Here is a 19,798-nt window from a genome sequence, read left to right as displayed (position 1 = left end):
GTTCGGCCGCCTTCCGAGCGGCACGATCCCGCGCGCTGTGCGCGCATACCCCCCAACACTCTCAGGAGAGAAATCATCATGAACACCAACCTCAAGCGCGCCCTGTGGGGCACGCTCCTGGCCGGAGGCATCACGCTCTTCGGCGCAACGGTCGCCCAGGCGGCCGAGACAACGGGTGACGACGGTCTGCTGTCGGGCACCCAGGGGCTCATCTCCGTCGCGGTGCCCGTCACGGTCGCCGGCAACGGCATCTCGGTGCTCGGCGACGCCACCAGCACCGACGCGCAGACCTCGACCCCGTCGATCTCGGTCGGCAGCGGTGACGCGTCGACGAGCGGTTCCGACGGCGCCGGCTCGGGCACCCAGGCCCTCATCGATGTCGTCCTGCCGGTGACGCTCGGCGGCAACGCCGTCTCCGTCCTCGGTGACGCCGAGAGCACGGATGCCGCGACCTCGCAGCCCGCTGAGGCACCCGCAGCGGCGCCGGCGGCACCGGAGGCTCCCGCACCCACCACGAGCGGCTCCGACAGCATCCTGGGCGGCACCCAGGGCGTCGTGAACGTCGCCGCACCGGTGACCGTGGGCGGCAACGCCATCTCGGTGCTCGGCGACGCCGACAGCACCAAGGCCACCACCACGGCCCCCACCGGCACCGGCAACGGATCGACGGCAGGCGCCACCACCGACGGCACTGACGGCATCCTCGGCGGCACCCAGGTGCTCGCCCCGATCACCGCACCGATCACCGCGGGCGGCAACGCCATCTCGGTCCTCGGCGACGCCGACAGCACCAAGGCCACCACGGCCCCCACCGGCACCGGCAACGGATCGACGGGCGGCGCCACCACCGACGGCACGGACGGCATCCTCGGCGGCACCCAGGTGCTCGCCCCGATCACCGCACCGATCACCGCCGGCGGCAACGCCATCTCGGTGCTCGGCGACGCCGAGACCACCAAGGCCACCACCACGGCCCCGGCCGCCACCTCCGGCACCACGACCGGCGGCTCCACCACGAGCGGCCTGGACGGCATCCTCGGGGGCACGCAGCTGGGCCTGCCGATCACCGCGCCGATCACGCTCGGCGGCAACGCCGTCGCGGTCGTCGGCGACGCCACCACGACGGGGCCGACCACCGGCACCCCCGGAAACCCCGGCAACCCGGGCAACCCCGGAAACCCCGGCGGCAACCCGGGCAACCCCGGTACGACGCCGACCACCGGCGGCACGCCGATCACCGGAATGGTCGCCGCCAGCGGTCCGGTGAAGACGCTCGCCGTCACCGGCGGCGTGCTCGACATGCTGCCGCTGGTCGGCGGGCTGCTCGCCCTCGCGCTGGGGGTGATGCTCACCGCACGCCGCCGCAGCCGCACCGAATGACCCCCGGCGGCGGGGGCCGGCGACCGTGCCTGGCGCCGGCCCCCGCACCGTCAGGGCGTAAACGACGGATGCCGTGACCTCACCTTGGGGGAGGTCACGGCATCCGTGCGGCGTTTCGACGAGGCGCTGCGCGCCTCGCTCAACGACCGGGAAACCCGGCGGGTCTTACTTGGCGGCGACCACCTGGAGGGTGATCACAGCGGTGAGGTCGTCGCGCAGACGCACGGTCGCCTCGTGCTCACCGACGGCCTTGATGGGCGCGGTGATGTGGATCTTGCGCTTGTCGAGGTCACCGAAACCCGCTGCCTTGACCGCGTCGGCCACGTCGGCGGTCTTGACCGACCCGAAGAGGCGGCCTTCCTTGCCGGCCTTGACCGACAGCTTGACCTTGTTCGACTCGAGGGTGTCCTTGAGCGCGACGGCCTCTTCGTGGTCGTGGATCGCACGGGCGTCACGGGCGGCGCGGATCGACGCCACCTGCTTCTCGCCACCGCGGGTCCACGCCACAGCGAAGCCCTGAGGGATGAGGTAGTTGCGGGCGTACCCGTTCTTGACCTCGATGACGTCGCCGGCGCTTCCGAGCCCGGCAACCTCGTTCGTGAGAATCAGCTTTGCCATGATGGGTGCTCCTTAGCGGCCAGCGCCGGCGTAAGGCAGGAGCGCCATTTCGCGGGCGTTCTTGATCGCCTTGGCGATCAGACGCTGCTCCTGCACCGAGACACCGGTGATACGACGGGCGCGGATCTTGCCGCGCTCCGAGATGAACTTGCGAAGCGTTGCGACGTCCTTGTAGTCGATGACGCCGACGCGGATCGCCTTCGCGGGAGCGGCGTTCTTCGCGCCCTTCCGCGGCTTACGGCGATCGCCGGTAGCCTTTCCAGCCATTGTTTTCCTTAGATGTGAGCGGATGCCGAGGCATCCAAGATTTTCTGCGTGAGGGTTTCGACTCGGCCCTGCGGGCCTCGCTCAACCCCCGGCGGCGACGATCAGAAAGGAGTGTCGTCGCCGTAGGCGCCGGGTGCGCTCCAGGCGTCGGGTGCGGCAGAGCCCGGGGTCGCCCACGGCTCTTCCTGCTGCACCTGCTGCGGGCGCGACTGCTGGCCGCCCCCGTAGTTGCCTCCGCCGGAGGCGGCACGCGTGACCTGAGCCGTGGCATACCGCAGCGAGGGGCCGATCTCGTCGACCTCCAGCTCGATCGCGGTCCGGTTGTTGCCCTCGCGGTCCTGGTAGGAACGCTGCTTCAACCGACCGGTCGCGATGACACGGGAACCCTTCGTCAGCGAACCGGCGACGTGCTCGGCGAACTCGCGCCACACCGACGCACGGAGGAACAGCGCTTCGCCGTCCTTCCACTCGTTGGCCTGACGGTCGAAGTTGCGCGGCGTCGACGCGATGGTGAAGTTCGCGACGGGCAGGCCGTTCTGCGTGTAGCGCAGCTCGGGGTCTGCCGTGAGGTTTCCCACGACGGTGATGACGGTCTCGCCGGCCATCGTCCTTACGCCTTCGCTGCCTTGCGGGCGGCCTTGGCCTCGGCGCGCTCCTTCTCGGCGGCGACCTGAGCGATCGCCTCCTCGGCACGCAGGACCTTGGTACGCATGATCTGCTCGTTCAGCTTGAGCTGACGGTCGAGCTCCTGCGTGGCCTCGCTCGTGGCGGTGAAGTTGACGACGGCGTAGATGCCCTCGTTCTTCTTCTGGATCTCGTACGCCAGGCGACGCTTGCCCCAGACGTCGACGTTCTCGATGGAGCCACCGTCTGCGGTGATCACCTTGAGGAACCCGTCGAGCTTGGGGGCGACCTGACGCTCGTCGATCTCGGGGTCGAGGATGACCATGAGCTCGTACTGGTGTGAGTGCGTCACTAACCCACCTCCTTCGGACTAGAACGGATGCCGGGCATTTCCCGGCATCAGGAGGGTTGATGCACGTGCCCGAACTCTGTTCCGCGACGGAACGCAGACGGGCAACCACAACAGTCTACCCGACGACCGCTACGCTCGTGGACGACGGGGGCGACGGAAGGACGGTGGATGCCGGGCACGCACGTTCCCGCGCGCACGGGCGCGGTGCTGACCGCTCTGCTGATGGCGGCCGCGGTCTGCAATCTGACCACCGGCGGCGCCAGCGTCGCCCTGCCCGACATCGCCGGCACCTTCGACGCCCCGCAGACGACGCTCAACCTCGTCGCTCTCGGCACGGGGCTGGGGCTCGCGATGACCGTGCTGTACGCCGGCGCCCTCGGCGACCGCTACGGCCGGGTGCGCCTGCTGTGCACCGGACTGATCGGTCTGCTGATCGCCGGCACCGCGGCAAGCCTCGCCCCGACGATCGAGTTCCTCATGGGCGCGCGCGTGCTCACCGGCATCGCTGCGGGCTGCGCGTTTCCGACGACGCTCGCCCTGATCACCGCCCTCTGGGCGGAGGGCCCGGCACGCGTGCGCGCAATCGCCCTGTGGACGGCCACCGGGGCGGTGGCGACGGTCGCCGGCTCGGTGATCTCGGGGGCGCTCGTCGTCGCGTTCGGCTGGCGCATCGCCCTGCTGCTGCCCGTACCCGTCGCCGTCGTGGCGCTGCTCATCGCCGCACGGTCGATTCCGCGGGGCGTGGCGGAGTCCGACGAGCCGGTCGATCATCTCGGCGGCATCCTGTCGGTCGTCGCCGTGGCCGCACTGGTGCTCGGTCTCGGCGTCGTCTTCGCCCCGGGGGAGACGGGTGCGGGGGTGGGCCTGCTCGTCGCGGCGGCGGTGCTGATCGCCGCCTTCGCGGCGCGCCAGCTGCGGGTCGCCGCGCCCCTCTACGATCTGTCGATCGCACGGCGACGGCTGTTCTGGGTGCCGGCCGTCGCGGGCACGCTCGCCTTCGGCGCGCTCGTCGGAGCGATGTTCGTCGGTCAGCAGTACCTGCAGAACATCCTCGGCTACGACGCCCTGCAGGCGGGCATCGCGCTCATCCCGGCGGCGATCGCGCTGCTCGTGTGCGCCCCGCTGGCGGCGGTCCTCGTCGAACGCGGCACGCGGATGGCGATGATCGTCGGCTACGTCGTGCTCATCGCCGCCTTCGGCACGATGCTCGCGTGGAACGAGACCACACCGCCGGTGATCATCGCGCTCGCGTTCGCCCTGGTCGGCGGGGGTGCGTCGTTCGTGATGACCGCGGCATCCCGCTCCCTGACCAGCAGCACCCCGGTGCGCCGCGCGGGCATGGCCTCGGCGACCAGCGACCTGCAGACCGACCTCGGCGGCGCCGTGATGCAGGCGCTGCTCGGTGCCGTGCTCGCCGGCGGGTTCTCGCACGTGTTCGCCGGGCTCATCGCCGCCTCTCCCGAAGCCGCATCGCTCTCCGACGACATCACCCGGGCCCTGCAGGCGTCGTACGCGTCGGCCGCCCACGTGGCCGCCAACAACCCCGCCTACGCGGCGCAGATCCTCGAGGCGGCGCGGTTGAGCTTCGTCGACGGCGCCTGGGCGGCGTACCTCGTCGGCGCCGTCGCGCTCGTGCTGGGACTGATCGTGGTGACCGTGGGCCTTCCGGGGGTCGCCGTCGAGAAAGAGTTGCGAGGCCGTTATCGCGACGAGGACGCGCTGACGGCGCCCTGAAAGCTCGCCCGGGTAGCGTGGCGATATGAGCACGCCCGCGGCATCCTCGGCCTTCGACGCGCGACCGCTCATCGAGCCCGCCGACCGGGCGACCGTGCGCGCCTACGTGCGCGACCTGCGCGCGAGTGGACGGGCACCGGCGTCGAACATCGCGTCGCGGGCCGTCTTCGCCGTGCTCGCCGTCGTGGCCGTGCTCTTCGTCTTCGGGTCGACGGTGATCGGTGTCGTGGGCGGCATGATGACGGCATCCGGGGGCGGGTTCTCGCCCTTCATGATCGCGCCGATCCTCGTGGCCGTCGGTGTGGTCGCGGTGCTCGCGACCGCGCTGGTGCGCATGTTCGGCGCCCGCACGGGGGAGCGGTGGTGGCGCCTCGACCGCTTCGCGCGGGCCAACGCGATGACCTGGTACCCGTCGGTGTCGAACCCACCGCTGCCGGGAATGGTGTTCGGCATCGGACACGGGCGCATCGCGAGCGACGTGGTCCGCGGCGAGAGGCCGCGCTTCGTCGAGTTCGGCAACTATGTGTACCGCACGGGCTCGGGCAAGAACGAGTCGACGCATCGGTGGGGCTACGTCGCCGTCAAGCTGTCGACCCCGCTGCCCAACATCGTGCTGGATGCCGTCGGCAACAACAGCCTATTCGGCTCCAACCTGCCGGCCGCGCTCGACGGGTCGCAGCGGCTGAGTCTGGAGGGCGACTTCGACCGCACCTTCACGCTCTACTGCCCGTCCGGCTACGAGGCCGACGCGCTCTACCTCTTCACGCCCGACATCATGGCGCGGTTCGTCGACCACGCCGCCGCCCTCGACATCGAGATCGTCGACGATTGGCTCTTCCTCTACACGCCGCGCGAGGCGTCGACGCTCGACCCGGCCACCTGGGCCTGGCTGTTCTCCGTGGTGGCGGCCCTGCTCGACAAGCTCGCCCAGTGGGAGCGCTGGCGCGACGAGCGCCTCGCCGCACCGGCGACCGGCGCGGCCCTCCCCGCGCGTGACGCGGCGGGATCGGCGGCACTGCCGTTCGCGGCGCCCGCGGCATCCCTGGGTCCACCTCCCGGCGTCGCGCCGGAGGGCAGACGACTGCGGCGGCGCGTGCCATGGGCCGCGATCATCGTGATCGGCGCGGCGCTGCTGCTGATGCTGTTCGGCCCGCTGGGCGTGTTCGCCTCGATCATCGAGAACCTGTCGAACTGAGACCGCCGTTGCACGTGAAACGGTGCGCGCCGGCGGCCGCGCGACGGCCGGCTCAGGCTGCCGGCAGCGGCGCGAACAGGTCGACGGCGTTGCCGTCGGGGTCGAGCACCGTCGCGTAGCGCTGACCCCAGAACGCGTCGAACGGCGGAACGTGACCCTCGTGGCCCGCGGCGACGAGGGCGGCATACGCGGCATCCACCTCTGCCGGACTGTCCTTGACGAACGCGAGCGCGATGCGGTGTCCGCCGGACGCCGGCTGGTAGTCGGGGTCGAAACTGCGGATCGTCTCCACCGTGTCCCACGCCAGAGCGACGCCGCCGTCGAGGGTCGCGTCGACGTGCGGGGCGTCGAGCGCCCCGCGTGCACAACTCCGCCTGAACCGCGCACGCCAGCGCCGCACGCCCGCGCCGACGCCATCCAGGCGGAGTTACGCACGCCACGCGGGGCCGCGGCCGCGGATGCCGCGGGTTCAGCCGCGGGCGGCGCGCCAGGCCTCGCGGCGCGCGGCCTGCTCAGCGGGATCGGGCACCGGCAGCGAGGCGATGAGCGTGCGGGTGTAGTCGTCCTGCGGGTCGCCGAGCACGCGCGCGGTCGGACCGGTCTCGGCGATGGTGCCCTTGTGCAGCACGACGACCCGGTGAGCCAGCATGTCGACGACCGCGAGGTCGTGCGTGATGAAGAGGGTCGCGAAGCCGAACCGCTCCTGCAGCTCGCCGAACAGCTCGAGCACGCGCGCCTGCACCGACACGTCGAGCGCGCTGGTGGGCTCGTCGGCGATGAGCAGCTTCGGATCGAGCGCGAGACCGCGGGCCAGCGAGGCCCGCTGGCGCTGCCCGCCCGACAGCTCGTGCGGGAAGCGGTCGCCGAACGCCTTCGGCAGCTGCACGGCCTCGAGCAGCTCGTCGACGCGGTCGCGGGCATCAGCGGCATCCCGAGCCCCGCCGTGCACGATCAACGGCTCGGCGACGTTCTGGGCGATCGTCAGCAGCGGGTTGAAACTCGTCGCCGGATCCTGGAACACGAACCCGAGGTCCTTGCGGTGGGGCCGGAACGTACGCTCCTTGACCCCGTTCATCTCGACGCCGAGCACCCGCAGCGAGCCGCCGGTCACCGGCGTGAGCCCGGCGATCGCGCGGCCGATCGTGGTCTTTCCCGAACCGCTCTCGCCGACCAGGCCCACGACCTCGCCGGGCGCGATCGAGAAGCTGACCCGGTCGACGGCGCGGAATCCGGCACGACGCAGGCGCCCGGCGTACTCGATGACCAGGTCGGATGCCGCGACGACCGGCACCGCCTCGGCGGCGCCCGCCGGCAGCTGGCGGTCGATGATCTCCAGCCGCGGCACGGCGGCGAGCAGGCGCCTCGTGTAGTCGTCGCGAGGCGCGGCGAACAGCTCCGAGGCGGGCGCGGTCTCGACGACCTCGCCGTTCAGCATGACCGCCACCCGGTCGGCGAGGTCGGCCACGACGCCCATGTTGTGCGTGATCAGCACGATCGCCGTTCCGTCTTCGTCGCGGAGGCGCCGCAGCAGGTCGAGGATCTCGGCCTGCACCGTGACATCGAGCGCCGTGGTCGGCTCGTCGGCGATGATCACGGTCGGATCGAGCGCCAGCGCCGTGGCGATGACGATGCGCTGCTTCTGCCCGCCGGAGAACTGGTGCGGGTAGTCGTCGACGCGCCGCTCGGGCTCGGGGATGCCGACGCGACCGAGCATCTCGATCGCCCGCGCACGCGCCTGCTTCTTGGTGTACCTGCCGTGGGCGCGCAGGCCCTCGGCCAACTGCCACCCCACGGTGAAGACGGGATTGAGGGCCGTCGAGGGCTCCTGGAAGATCATCGCGGCCTTCGTGCCCCGCACCCGGCGCATCGCCTCGCGGTCGAGGCCGATGACATCCGTGCCGTCGAGCACGACCGCGCCCTGGGTGAGGGCGGTCTCGGGCAGCAGGCCCAGAATGCTGCGCGCCGTGACGGTCTTGCCGCTTCCCGACTCGCCGACGATCGCCAGCACCTCGCCCGGGCGCACATCGAGGCTCACCCCTCGCACCGCGTGCACGTCGCCGCCGTCGGTGGCGAAGGTGACATCCAGGTCGCGGATGTCGACCGCCCGTGCGTCGGAAGACGTCGCCGCCATCACTCCACCTCTCCCATGAACTCGCGCGAGGCCGGCTCGCTCGCCGCGACGGCATCCGCCGGAGTCGGTGCCGTCTTCGCCGAGCCCGCCCGTCGCCGCGCGCGCAGGCGCGGGTCGGCGAGGTCGTTGAGGCTCTCGCCGATGAGGGTGATGCCCAGCACCGTCAGCACGATCGCGATGCCCGGCGGGATCGCGGTCCACCAGATGCCCGCGGCGACGTCACTGATGGACTTGTTGAGGTCGTAACCCCATTCGGCCGCGGCCGTGGGTTGGATGCCGAAGCCGAGGAAGCCCAGCGCGGCGAGGGTCGAGATGGCCTCCGACGCGTTGAGGGTCACGATCAGCGGCAACGTGCGCGTGGAGTTGCGCAGCACGTGACGGAACATGATGCGCGGCGTCGACGCGCCGATCACCTTCGCCGACTCGACGAACGCCTCACCCTTGATGCGCACGACCTCGGCGCGGACGACGCGGAAGTACTGCGGAATGAAGACGACGGTGATGGATGCCGCCGCCGCCAGGATTCCCGGCCACAGTCCGGACTGGCCCCCGCTGATCGCGATGGCCACCACGATCGCCAGCAGCAGCGTCGGGAACGCGTAGATCGCATCGGCGACGACCACGAGCGTGCGGTCGACCCACCCGCCGAGATAGCCCGAGACCAGACCCAGCAGAATGCCGATGAACACCGACAGCGCGATCGCGACGATCACGACGTACAGCGCGGTCTGCGCACCCCAGATCACTCGGGAGAGCACGTCGTAGCCGCCGACCGTCGTGCCCAGCAGATGCGCTGCGCTGGGCGGCTGCTGCGCGCCGAAGTTGCCGTCGGGCCCGTCCAGCTGCGCGTAGCCGTAGGGGGCGATGAGCGGCGCGAAGATCGCGCAGAACACGAAGATGCCGGTCAGCACGAGGCCCGCGACGAGCATGCCGCGCTGCAGGCCGACGCTCTGGCGCAGCTGGTGGACGACCGGCATCCGGTCGATGAGGCGAGACTTCGTCATGTTCGCATCCCTCCTCAGTACCGGACCCGCGGGTCGATGAGCGCGGCGATGATGTCGACGGCGAAGTTCGTCACCGCGACGATGATGGCGATCATCGCGACGATCCCCTGCACGGCGACGAAATCGCGCGAACCCAGATACGCGGCCAGCTGGAAGCCGAGACCCTTCCACTCGAAGGTCGTCTCGGTGAGCACCGCGCCGCCGAGCATGAGCGCGATCTGCAGGCCGATGACCGTGATGATCGGGATGAGGGCGGGCTTGTACGCGTGCGTGCGCACCAGACGCCCCTCGCGCACGCCGCGCGAGCGGGCCGCGTCGATGTAGGGCATGTTGAAGGTGCCGATGACGTTCGTGCGCACCAGTCGCAGGAAGATGCCGGCAGTCAGCAGTCCCAGCGTGAGCGCGGGCAGCACCGCGTGCAGCAGCACGTCCTGCACGTAGGCCGGGTTTCCGGAGGCGATGGCATCGATGAGGTAGATGCCGGTGCCGCCGTTACGGCCGATCGCCAGCTCGGTGCGCACGCTCGCGCGCCCCGAGATCGGCAGCCAGCCGAGCCAGACCCCGAAGACGAGCTTGGCGACCAAGCCCGCGAAGAACACCGGCGTCGCGTAGAAGAGGATCGCGCTCACGCGCAGCACCGCGTCGGGCCAGCGGTCGCGCAGCGCCGCGGCGACGAGGCCGAGCGGGATGCCGACGATGAAGGCGACCACGAGCGAGTACAGCACCAGCTCGAGGGTCGCGGTGCCGTAGGTGGCGATGACCTGCACCACCGGCTGATTGTCGGTGATGGTCGTGCCGAAGTCGAAGGTGAAGATGCGGCCGAGGTACTCGATGTACTGCACGATGATCGGCCGGTCGTAGCCGGCCTCGTGGATGCGCTCGGCCAGCTGATCGGCCGGCAGCCGCCCGCCGAGAGCGGCGGTGATCGGGTCGCCGGTGAGGCGGATGAGGAAGAAGACCAGCGTCACGAGGATCAGCACGGTCGGGAAGATCAGCAGGAACCGGATGAGGATGTACCTGCCGAGCGCCGAACCCGATCCGGTCTTGCGGACCTCCAGCGCGGGAGGCGGCTCGGCGACGGAGGATGCCGCGACGGTGCTGGTCATGGATGCCTACTCTACGGATGATCGGCGGTGCGACGCGCTGCGCTCGCTCAACGACCGGGAGTGAGATCCCCCGGTCGTTGAGCGAGGAGCGCAGCGACGCGTCGAAGCGCCCGGGCGCGTTACTTCGTGATCGGTGCGAAACGCAGCTTGAACGACGCGTCGAGCGTGACGCCCTTCACGTCGGCACCGGTCACCGCGACCTGAGCGCCCTGCAGCAGCGGCACCGTCGAGAGGTCCTTGGCCACGAGGTCCTGGATCTTCTCGATGTCGGACGTGCGGGTGGCGGCATCCGTTTCGACGGCCTGCTTGAGGATCAGGTCGTTGACCTCCTGGTTGACGTAGTGGTTGCCCAGGAAGTTCTTCTCCAGGAAGAACGGCGTCAGGTAGTTGTCGGCGTCGGAGTAGTCCGGGAACCAGCCGAGCTGGTAGGCCGGGTAGACGTCGGCGGTGCGGTCCTTGGAGTACTGCACCCACTCGGTCGACTGCAGGTTGACCGTGAAGAGGCCGTCCTTCTCGAGCTGCTGCTTGACCAGCGCGTACTCGTCACCCGACGACGGGCCGTAGTGGTCGGGGCTGTACTGCAGGCTCAGCGCGACGGGCGTCGTCACACCGGCCGCAGCCAGCGCCGCCTTCGCCTTGTCGGCGCTGGGGCCTCCGTTGCCGTCGCCGTAGAGACCCTTCAGGGCGTCGGTCGCCCCGGCGAACCCGGCCGGGACGTACGAGTAGAGCGGGGTGTAGGTGCCCTTGTAGACCTGGTCGGAGATCGTCTTGCGGTCGAGCAGATCGGCCACCGCCTGACGGACGGCGAGCGCCTTGGCCGGGTCGGCCTCGGCGGTCGTCGCGCCGTACGGCTGCGTGTTGAAGTTGAAGACGATGTAGCGGATCTCGCCGCCCGGACCCTCGACGACCTTGACCTTGTCGTTGCCCGACAGGTCGGCCACGTCGGTCGACGACAGGCTGCGGTAGGCCACGTCGACGTCGCCCTGCTGGACGGCGAGCTTCAGGTTCGACGACTCGGCGAAGTAGCTGAGCACGGCGCCCGAGTTGCTGGGCGCGGCGAGCAGACCCTTGTAGTTCTTGTTGGGCGTGAACTCGACCGTCTTGTTGAAGTCCCACTTCGTGATCGAGTAGGGGCCGCCGAAGGCGTCGGCCTTCACGATGTCCTGGTCGGGCGTGACGGCGTCGGCCGAGAAGACCTCCTCATCGACGATCGCGCCCGGGAAGGACGTGAGGATGAAGGGGAAGACCTGGTCGTTGTCGGTCTTCAGCTTGAAGACGACGGTCGTGTCATCGGGGGTCGAGACGCTGTCGAGGTTGTACAGCAGGCTCGATGCACCGTTGGGGTCGGCGATCTTCAGGTTGCGGTCGAACGAGAACTTCACGTCGGACGAGGTCAGGTCGTGGCCGTTGGCCCACTTCAGGCCCGCCGGCAGCTTCACCGTGTACTCGTTGGGCGCGGTGAACTCGGCCGACTCGGCCAGGTCGGGGACGACCTTGTTGGAGTTGTAGTCGGTGTTCACCAGGTACGGGAAGACCTGGGTCTGCACGGCGAGCGAGCCGTTGTCGTACGAGCCGGCCGGGTCGAGCGTGGTGACCTTGTCGGTCGTGCCGATGATGATGGGCCCGGATGCCGCGCCGTCGGTCGATCCGCCCGTGTTGCCGCCGCCGGCGCAGCCGGCGAGGAGCAGCGCGGAGACGGCGAGCGCGCCCGCTGCCAGCGCGGTGCGTGCGCGGGCGGAGCCCGGCGAACTGAAGTGCAGTGCCATGTGTGAGTACCTCTGCTGTATGTCGGTAGGCCCCGCCAGGCAGGCGGGACTCAGGTCGCTATCCTGTCGTGCACATCGCCGATCTGCCTCGTGATCGCGCTTTTTGTAACAGGAATGAAACCCGGCACCACTGCGCGTGACGCGGGGTTTCGCCGGCCGACACCGACCGCGACGGTCAGAGGTCCCGCGCGGGCGGCGGGCCGGGCGGGAGCAGACCGTCGTCGCGCGCGGCCTGGGAGAGCTCTGTCTTGGTGCGCACGGGACGACCGACGGCGGCGTACTTGGCCTTCACCCGGTTGAGGTATTTGCGGGCGGTGTCGCCGCGCACGCCGAGGCGATCGGCGACCTCGCTGATCGTGAGACCGGAGGCATAGAGCACCATCAGACGCGACTCCTGCACGCTGAGGGCGGGGCGTACCGCGAGCGCGTCGAGCTTCGCGCGCGTGCGCGGCGACCAGGCGCGCGCACCCCGCCGCACCGCATCGACGACCGCCAGCACGACACCCTCGGACTCCCGCGAGGACACGATGCCCTCCACCCCGGCATCCATCAAGGTCCGGACGACGTGGTCGGGGGCGTCGGCGGTGAGGGCGACCACGCGCATTCCGGCTCGTCGACACGCAGCGAGGGCCGACAGGTCGGTCTCGACGCGGTCGGTGACGACGAGGAACAGCACCTGCGACGGGTGCGTGCCCGCCGGGCGGCGCGCCACGACCTCGCCGACCGTGGCGGCTTCGGCGACCACCCGCATACCCAGGCGACCCGCCAGCAGCTCGCGCGCGTGCGCCCTGCGAGCGCTCGATGGGTCGACGATCGTCACGCGCCGCAGCGCCGCACCCGCGGAAGCGGTCATGTCTCCTCCTTGCGTCCCTTCGAAGAGAGTGCGAAACCGACGATTCGTCACGCGAGTACGCCGACGAGTTTTCGGCCGTGACGAATGTCATGGCGCAGTCGTGACGGCCGTGTGCGGTGCACGGGCCGGCGCGCGGGCAGAGTCGGAGACATGGATGAGAACCAGGGACTGCTCGCGGTGGATGCCGCGGGCCTGCGCAAGAGCTTCGGCAGTGTCCGAGCGGTGGAGAGCGTCGATCTGCGGGTGCGCCCGGGCGAGATCGTCGCCTTCCTCGGCCCGAACGGCGCCGGCAAGACCACCACGATCGACATGCTGCTGGGGCTCTCCGACCCCGACGTCGGCGCTGTCCGCGTCTTCGGCGAGAGCCCTCGCGCGGCCATCTCGCACGGGCTCGTCTCCGCGGTGCTGCAGACCGGCGGTCTGCTGAAGGACATCACCGTCAGCGAGACGCTCGCGCTCACGGCGAGCCTGTTCGCCGACACCCGCCCGGTCGAGGAGGTCATGCAGCGCGCCGGCATCAGCGAGATCGCGAACCGGCGCGTCGGGATGTGCTCCGGCGGTCAGCAGCAGCGGCTGCGCTTCGCGATGGCGCTGCTGAGCGACCCGGGTCTGCTGATTCTCGACGAGCCCACGACCGGGATGGACGTCGAGGGCCGCCGCGCGTTCTGGAGCGCGATCCGCGCCGACGCCGCGCGCGGACGCACCGTGCTCTTCGCCACGCACTACCTCGACGAGGCCGACGAGTACGCCGACCGCATCGTGCTCATGAGCCGAGGCCGCATCGTCGCCGACGGCTCCACCGCCGAGATCAAGAACCTGGTCTCCGGCCGCATCGTGCGCGCCACCCTCCCGGGCGCCGACCCCGCGCGCCTGGCCGCACTCGCCGGCGTCGACGACGTCGAGTTCGCCGGCGACCGCATCAGCATCCACACGAAGGACTCGGATGCCGTCGCGCGCCACCTCCTCACCGAGACGGCGGCCCGCGACATCGAGATCACCTCACAGAACCTCGAGAGCGTCTTCCTCGCCCTCACCTCCGAAGGAGCCTCCGCATGAGCACCGCATCCTCCGCGCCGTCGGCACTGTCCGCCGATCGCGTCACCCTCGACCGGCGCGTCCCGCCGCTCGGCGGCTTCAACCTCACCTACCTCGGCATCGAGCTCAAGCGCCGCCTGCGCAATCGCCGCACCCTCTTCTTCACCATCGCGTTCCCGGTCGTGATGTACGTCATCATCGGTCTGCGTCTGCGCGATGAGCAGCTCACGGCGACGCCCGTCGCCGACGGCGGCGTGTCGGTCGCGGCGTACATCATGGTGTCGATGGCGATGTACGGCGCCATGATGTCGGCCACGCAGACCGGCGCGGCCGTCGCCCTGGAACGCACGCAGGGCTGGAGCCGGCAGCTGCGCCTGACGCCCCTGAACCCCCTCGTCAACATCATCATCAAGATGATCGCGGGCATGGTGCTGGGCCTTCTCGCGGTCGTCGCCACATATGCGGCCGGCGCGATCAGCGGCATCCAGCTCAGCGTCGGTCAGTGGATCGGCACGGGGCTCGTCGGCTGGGTGCTCGCGAGCGCCGTGTTCACGACGCTCGGACTGTTCGTCGGCTACCTCATGCCGAGCGAGAACGCCGCGCAGGTGACGAGCCTCGTCGTCGTGTTCCTGTCCTTCCTCGGCGGCCTCTTCTACCCGCTGAGCAGCATGCCCGACTTCATGCAGACCATCGCGAAGTTCACCCCGGTCTATGGCATCGGCGAGCTCGCCCGCTCACCGCTGACCGGCGAGAGCTTCGACGCGATGTGGCTGGTCAACGCGCTCGTCTGGCTCGTGCTGTTCGTCGCCGGCACGACGTGGGCGTTCCGGCGCGACACCAAGCGCGTCTGAGTCGGCGCGCCCTACAGTGAAGTCCGTGAGCGCGACACGAGACGATCTCGACGGGACCGGGTGGGACATCCCCCCGGTCCCCGCCTCGTCGACGACACCCACGGCGCGCGAGCTGCTGACCGCCCGCGCCGCCCGAGGCTGGTACGTCGGCGGCTCGATCTCGCTCATCTGGCTGTTCATCGTGGCCACCGAGGCCGTCGCCGCCGCGGACACCGCGATCTCGAGCGCGGTCGTGATCGCCCTGCTGGTGCTGTTCGCTGCATCGTTTCTGATGGCGATCCCTGTGTCGCGCCTTCTGCCGCCGCGGCTGCGACTGCTGCCGGCGGCCTGGCTGTTCCTCCTCTCCTTCACCCTCTTCCCGTGGATCGGGTGGGATGTCCGCGGTGTGTGGAGCTACGTGGGCGTTGCGATCGGCATGGCCGTCGTCCGCTTGCGCACCACCTGGACGCTGCTGCTCGTGCTGGGAGCGACCGCCCTTGTCACGGGCGTGATCTCGGACGGGTGGACGGAAGGCGTGCTGTTCCTGCCGGCTATCATCGTCTCGATCTCCGCGATGATGGCGGCGTTCGGCCGCAACATCGCCGCGATGAACGCCCTGCGCGCCACGCGGGATCAGATGGCGCAGATGGCCGTCGAGCGCGAACGCAGCCGCGTCGCGCGCGACCTTCACGACATCCTCGGTCACTCGCTCACCGTGATCACGGTGAAGACCGAGCTGGCAGGCCGACTGATCGACGTCGATGCCGCGCGGGCCAAGGCGGAAGTCGCCGAGGTCGAGGCCCTCGCGAGGGGCGCCTTGGCCGATGTGCGCGCGACGGTCGCCGGCTACCGCGGCATCACGGTGGCGGGTGAGCTGGCGGCCGCTCGGCAGGCGCTGGATGCCGCCGGCATCGCCGCTGAACTTCCCACCGCCACCGAGAACGTGCCCGCAGAGCGGCGTGAGCTGGCGGGCTGGATCGTCCGCGAGGGCGTGACCAACGTGATCCGCCACGCGCACGCGTCGCGCTGCCGCGTGCGCCTCAGCGGCCGCAGCGTGAGCATCGAGGACGACGGGGTGGGACCGGCATCCGGCGCGGGGACGGCGGGCAGCGGACTGATCGGGTTGCGCGAACGAGTGGAGGCGGCCGGCGGGCGTCTGATGCTCGGCCGCAGCGAGTGGGGCGGATTCCTGTTGAAGGTGACGCTGTGATCCGCCTGCTCATCGCCGACGATCAGGCACTCGTGCGCGGCGCCCTGTCGGCCCTGCTCGGTCTCGAGCCCGACATCGAGGTGGTCGCCGAGGTGGGTCGCGGCGACGAGGTCGTGGATGCCGCGGTGCGCACATCCGCCGACGTGGCGCTGCTCGACATCGAGATGCCGGGGATGGACGGGATCGCGGCGGCATCCGCGCTGCGCGATGCGCTGCCTACGTGCCGGACGCTCATCGTGACCACCTTCGGGCGGCCGGGGTATCTGACGCGTGCGATGCGGGCGGGAGCGTCCGGCTTCGTCGTGAAGGACACGCCCGCCGCGCAGCTCGCCGACGCCGTCCGACGGGTGGCGCAGGGGCTGCGGGTCGTCGATCCCGCCCTCGCCGCAGACTCGCTGGCCCAAGGAGAGTCGCCGCTGACCGGCCGCGAGACCGATGTGCTCGCCGTCGCCCGGACGGGCGGCTCGATCGCCGACATCGCGCAGATGCTGCACCTGAGCGAGGGCACGGTGCGCAACCACCTGTCCAGCGCGATCGGCAAGACCGGCGCCCGCAACCGCGCCGACGCCGTGCGGGTCGCCGACGAGAACGGCTGGCTCTAGCCGCGAAGAGAGCGGATCATCGCGCCGAGCAGCCGCAGCGCCTCGTCGCGGTCGCCGTCGTCGAGACCGTCCAACATGCGATCCTCCACCGATCGCACGGCCGTGCTGGCGGCGGACAGCGCCGTGCGGCCCCGATCGGTGATCGTCGCCGGGAGCACCTTGCCGGAGGCGGGGGTGTCGGGCCGCGAGATCTCACCATCACGCTCGAGCTTCTGCAGCAGCACGTTCATGGTCTGGCGGGTGACGAAGGTGCCACGGGCCAGATCCGAGTTCGACAGCCCGGGACGCTGTGCCAGCAGTTCGAGACACGCGTAATGGGTGACGCTCATCCCGAGCGGACGGAGAACGTCTTCCATCGCGCTCCTCAGAGCGCTCGCTGCCTCTTTGAGGCGATAGCCGACAGAGGTCGGTAGATCGACGACGGGCGTGCGTTGACTCATGTCAGTATCCTGACATACACTTGCGTGTCAGATAACTGACATACGAAAGGAACAACTCATGCCCGCCACCGGCCCCGACTTCATTTCCCTGCAGGTTCGCGACCTCGCCGCCTCCCAGGCGTTCTACGAGCAGTTCCTCGGGCTCACGCGCTCACCGGCAGGACCCCCGCACGCCGTCGTCTTCGCGACGACCCCCATCGCATTCGCCGTGCGGGACATCGTCGATGACGCCGTCCGCGAGGGCGCGACCCCGCCGGGAGCGGGCATCGCCCTCTGGCTGCACGCGACCGACGTGCAGCAGATCCACGACGCCTTGGTCGCCGCCGGCCACGAGATCGTCGCCGCTCCGATCGACGGCCCGTTCGGCCGCACCTTCACGTTCGTCGACCCGGACGGGTACCGGATCACGCTCCACGACCGCGCCTGACGGACGGGCGAGCGAGCGAGCGGGCGTGCGTGCCCGACCGTATGGATGCCGGCGTCAGCGCAGGCCGAAGTGGTCGAGCTCGGCGTCGTCGAGCATCCGCGAGCGGATGAGGAAGCGCATGCCGGTCGGCCCCTCGACGCTGAAGCCCGCGCCGCGGCCCGGAACGACGTCGATCGTGAGGTGCGTGTACTTCCAGTACTCGAACTGCGATGCGGAGATGAAGACCTCGATCGGGTCGTCCAGCCCCACGTCGAGGTCGCCGAGTTTCACGTCCGACGGCCCGGTCAGGAACATCCCGACGGGGTAGCACATGGGTGCGCTGCCGTCGCAGCATCCGCCGGACTGGTGGAACATGAGCTTGCCGTGCTGCGCCGTGAGCTGGCGCAGGAGGGATGCCGCGGCATCGGTCACCGCGACCCTGCTGAGTGTGGTGGTCATGACCGTCCCCGTTCTCCGCCGACACACGACCTGCCGCCCGAAACGCACGGGCGTCTGGGGCGGCAGGTCGTGTCTCGCCGATGTGTCTCGACTCAGAAGAAGCCCATCGCGCCTTCGGCGTAGGACACGAGCAGGTTCTTGGTCTGCTGGTAGTGGTCGAGCATCTTGAGGTGGTTCTCGCGGCCGATGCCCGACTGCTTGTACCCGCCGAACGCGGCGTGCGCCGGGTACTGGTGATAGGTGTTCGTCCACACGCGACCGGCCTCGATGCTGCGACCGGCGCGGTACATCGTGTCGGCCGACCGGCTCCACACGCCCGCACCCAGGCCGTAGAGGGTGTCGTTGGCGGTGTGGATGGCGTCGTCGAAGCCGTCGAAGCTGGTCACCGAGACGACGGGACCGAAGATCTCCTCCTGGAAGATGCGCATCGAGTTCTGTCCCTCGAACACCGTCGGTGCCACGTAGTAGCCACCGCTGAGCTCGCCGCCGAGGTCCACCCGCTCCCCGCCGGCGAGCAGCTTCGCGCCCTCGGCCTTGCCGATCTCGATGTAGCTGAGGATCTTCTCGAGCTGGTCGTTCGAGGCCTGGGCACCGATCATGGTGGCGGGATCGAGGGGGTTTCCCTGGATGATCTTGCCGACGCGCTCGAGGCCGTCGCCGAGGAACTGGTCGTAGATCGAGCGCTGGATGAGCGCCCGCGACGGGCAGGTGCAGACCTCGCCCTGGTTCAGCGCGAAGAAGGTGAAACCCTCCAGGGCCTTGTCGTAGTAGGCGTCGCGGTCGCGGGCGACATCCTCGAAGAAGATGTTCGCGCTCTTGCCGCCGAGCTCCAGCGTCACCGGGATGAGGTTCTGCGACGCGTACTGCATGATCAGCCGGCCCGTCGTGGTCTCGCCCGTGAACGCGACCTTGCGGATGCGCTTGTGCTGGGCGAGCGGCGCGCCCGCCTCGATACCGAACCCGTTGACGATGTTCACGACACCGGCCGGCAGCAGGTCGCCGATGATGTCGAAGAGGAACAGGATGGATGCCGGGGTCTGCTCGGCCGGCTTCAGCACGACGCAGTTGCCGGCGGCGAGCGCGGGGGCGAGCTTCCACGTGGCCATCAGCAGCGGGAAGTTCCACGGGATGATCTGGCCGACGACGCCCAGCGGTTCGTGGAAGTGATACGCGACGGTGTCTTCGTCGATCTGGCTGAGGGTGCCCTCCTGGGCGCGGAGCACACCGGCGAAGTAGCGGAAGTGGTCGATCGCCAGCGGGATGTCGGCGGCGAGCGTCTCACGGACCGGCTTGCCGTTCTCCCACGTCTCGGCGACGGCGATCTTCTCGAGGTTCGCCTCGATGCGGTCGGCGATCTTGTTGAGGATGTTCGCGCGGTCGGCCGGGGTGGTCTTCTTCCACGACTCGAACGCCTTCCAGGCGACGTCGACGGCGCGGTCGATGTCTTCCGCGGTACCGCGGCCGACCTCGGTGAACGGCTTGCCCGTGACCGGGGTGATGTTCTCGAAGTACTGCCCCTTGATCGGTTCGACGAACTCGCCGCCGATGTAGTGGCCGTACCGCGGACGGTACTCGGCGATGGCCCCGCGCTGGCCGGGAGCAGCGTAGACGCTCGAGACGCCCTCTTCGACGATGGTCATGATGTCTCCTTCGACAGTGCATGGTCCGCGGCATCCCCGCCGCGTTCGGATGCGCCGACGGTACGCACCGCAACGTTGCATCGCGTTGCATGGGCGGCGGGAGCCGCGGCATCCGCGTGGCATCCGCCGCGAGACACACCTTGCAA

At 69.9% G+C, this 19,798-nt stretch carries 21 protein-coding genes; 8 read left to right on the top strand and 13 right to left on the bottom strand.

From position 1 onward, the window contains the following. The first annotated feature begins 78 nt into the window (after positions 1-78). Positions 79-1,380 carry a chaplin family protein gene (locus tag I5I_RS11365; protein ID WP_036319541.1) on the top strand — a complete coding sequence of 434 codons (1,302 nt, stop codon included), beginning with the start codon at positions 79-81 and terminating at the stop codon, positions 1,378-1,380. A 165-nt stretch (positions 1,381-1,545) separates the two neighbouring features. Here the strand turns inward: I5I_RS11365 and rplI are convergent, their stop codons facing one another. The 4 genes from rplI to rpsF form a co-directional block, all read right to left on the bottom strand. Further along, positions 1,546-1,998 (bottom strand): 50S ribosomal protein L9, encoded by a 453-nt coding sequence (rplI, locus tag I5I_RS11360; RefSeq protein WP_036319540.1) that lies wholly within the window; start codon positions 1,996-1,998, stop codon positions 1,546-1,548. Between the two features lie 12 nt (positions 1,999-2,010). Further along, positions 2,011-2,265, bottom strand: a complete 255-nt coding sequence (gene rpsR / locus I5I_RS11355) for a 30S ribosomal protein S18 (protein ID WP_005054609.1) — start codon at positions 2,263-2,265, stop codon at positions 2,011-2,013. A 101-nt stretch (positions 2,266-2,366) separates the two neighbouring features. After that, complete coding sequence (locus I5I_RS11350) at positions 2,367-2,870, bottom strand: single-stranded DNA-binding protein (protein WP_036319539.1); 504 nt, start codon at positions 2,868-2,870, stop codon at positions 2,367-2,369. A gap of 5 nt (positions 2,871-2,875) precedes the next feature. Further along, a complete protein-coding gene (rpsF, locus tag I5I_RS11345) occupies positions 2,876-3,214 on the bottom strand; it encodes a 30S ribosomal protein S6 (RefSeq protein WP_036282987.1) in 339 nt (112 codons plus the stop codon). Positions 3,215-3,409: 195 nt separating this feature from the next. On the opposite strand from rpsF, the gene I5I_RS11340 reads away from it, so the two are divergent. Then, positions 3,410-4,975, top strand: a complete 1,566-nt coding sequence (locus tag I5I_RS11340) for an MFS transporter (protein WP_036319538.1) — start codon at positions 3,410-3,412, stop codon at positions 4,973-4,975. A gap of 25 nt (positions 4,976-5,000) precedes the next feature. After that, entirely contained in the window at positions 5,001-6,170 is a 1,170-nt protein-coding gene (locus I5I_RS11335) for a hypothetical protein (protein WP_036319537.1), read from the top strand. 52 nt (positions 6,171-6,222) lie between these two features. Here I5I_RS11335 and I5I_RS11330 read toward each other — a convergent pair whose 3' ends face one another. The 6 genes from I5I_RS11330 to I5I_RS11305 all read right to left on the bottom strand — a co-directional run bounded on the left by I5I_RS11330 (position 6,223) and on the right by I5I_RS11305 (position 13,030). Next, positions 6,223-6,570 (bottom strand): VOC family protein, encoded by a 348-nt coding sequence (locus I5I_RS11330; protein WP_051039593.1) that lies wholly within the window; start codon positions 6,568-6,570, stop codon positions 6,223-6,225. Between the two features lie 69 nt (positions 6,571-6,639). Further along, positions 6,640-8,301, bottom strand: coding sequence for a dipeptide ABC transporter ATP-binding protein (locus I5I_RS11325; RefSeq protein WP_036319535.1), 1,662 nt, complete (start codon positions 8,299-8,301; stop codon positions 6,640-6,642). After that, positions 8,301-9,305, bottom strand: coding sequence for an ABC transporter permease (locus I5I_RS11320; protein WP_036319534.1), 1,005 nt, complete (start codon positions 9,303-9,305; stop codon positions 8,301-8,303). Before I5I_RS11320 ends, I5I_RS11325 begins: the two co-directional genes overlap by 1 nt. A 14-nt stretch (positions 9,306-9,319) precedes the next feature. Next, on the bottom strand, positions 9,320-10,411 hold the full coding sequence (locus I5I_RS11315) for an ABC transporter permease (protein ID WP_036319533.1): 1,092 nt from the start codon (positions 10,409-10,411) through the stop codon (positions 9,320-9,322). Between the two features lie 119 nt (positions 10,412-10,530). Next, a complete protein-coding gene (locus I5I_RS11310) occupies positions 10,531-12,177 on the bottom strand; it encodes an ABC transporter substrate-binding protein (protein WP_036319532.1) in 1,647 nt (548 codons plus the stop codon). Between the two features lie 175 nt (positions 12,178-12,352). Next, complete coding sequence (locus I5I_RS11305) at positions 12,353-13,030, bottom strand: response regulator transcription factor (protein ID WP_036319531.1); 678 nt, start codon at positions 13,028-13,030, stop codon at positions 12,353-12,355. A 150-nt stretch (positions 13,031-13,180) separates the two neighbouring features. Between I5I_RS11305 and I5I_RS11300 the strand changes: the two genes are divergently transcribed. The 4 genes from I5I_RS11300 to I5I_RS11285 are packed head-to-tail and all read left to right on the top strand — an operon-like array spanning position 13,181 to position 16,707. Further along, positions 13,181-14,086: an ABC transporter ATP-binding protein gene (locus I5I_RS11300; RefSeq protein ID WP_036319530.1), complete on the top strand. Its 906-nt coding sequence runs from the start codon at positions 13,181-13,183 to the stop codon at positions 14,084-14,086. Further along, positions 14,083-14,916, top strand: coding sequence for an ABC transporter permease (locus I5I_RS11295; RefSeq protein WP_016463852.1), 834 nt, complete (start codon positions 14,083-14,085; stop codon positions 14,914-14,916). Before I5I_RS11300 ends, I5I_RS11295 begins: the two co-directional genes overlap by 4 nt. A 25-nt stretch (positions 14,917-14,941) precedes the next feature. After that, entirely contained in the window at positions 14,942-16,105 is a 1,164-nt protein-coding gene (locus I5I_RS11290) for a sensor histidine kinase (protein ID WP_239640099.1), read from the top strand. Next, positions 16,102-16,707, top strand: a complete 606-nt coding sequence (locus tag I5I_RS11285; RefSeq protein WP_036319528.1) for a response regulator transcription factor — start codon at positions 16,102-16,104, stop codon at positions 16,705-16,707. The genes I5I_RS11290 and I5I_RS11285 overlap by 4 nt, the downstream gene beginning before the upstream one ends. Here I5I_RS11285 and I5I_RS11280 read toward each other — a convergent pair. Further along, on the bottom strand, positions 16,704-17,147 hold the full coding sequence (locus I5I_RS11280; protein ID WP_036319527.1) for a MarR family winged helix-turn-helix transcriptional regulator: 444 nt from the start codon (positions 17,145-17,147) through the stop codon (positions 16,704-16,706). The two genes, I5I_RS11285 and I5I_RS11280, sit on opposite strands and share 4 nt — an antisense overlap. A gap of 58 nt (positions 17,148-17,205) precedes the next feature. Here I5I_RS11280 and I5I_RS11275 point away from each other — a divergent pair, with 58 nt between their 5' ends. Then, positions 17,206-17,574 (top strand): VOC family protein, encoded by a 369-nt coding sequence (locus tag I5I_RS11275; protein WP_036319525.1) that lies wholly within the window; start codon positions 17,206-17,208, stop codon positions 17,572-17,574. A 54-nt stretch (positions 17,575-17,628) separates the two neighbouring features. Here the strand turns inward: I5I_RS11275 and I5I_RS11270 are convergent, their stop codons facing one another. Both I5I_RS11270 and exaC read right to left on the bottom strand, forming a co-directional pair. Then, on the bottom strand, positions 17,629-18,012 hold the full coding sequence (locus tag I5I_RS11270) for a DUF779 domain-containing protein (RefSeq protein ID WP_036319524.1): 384 nt from the start codon (positions 18,010-18,012) through the stop codon (positions 17,629-17,631). A 92-nt stretch (positions 18,013-18,104) separates the two neighbouring features. Further along, entirely contained in the window at positions 18,105-19,652 is a 1,548-nt protein-coding gene (exaC, locus tag I5I_RS11265) for an acetaldehyde dehydrogenase ExaC (protein WP_036319523.1), read from the bottom strand. Positions 19,653-19,798: the final 146 nt, after the last annotated feature.

It is taken from the genome of Microbacterium sp. B24, assembly GCF_000333415.1.
Classification (GTDB): domain Bacteria; phylum Actinomycetota; class Actinomycetes; order Actinomycetales; family Microbacteriaceae; genus Microbacterium.
Note: the sequence above shows the minus strand (reverse complement) of the source record. Positions and strands in the feature narration are given on the sequence as shown.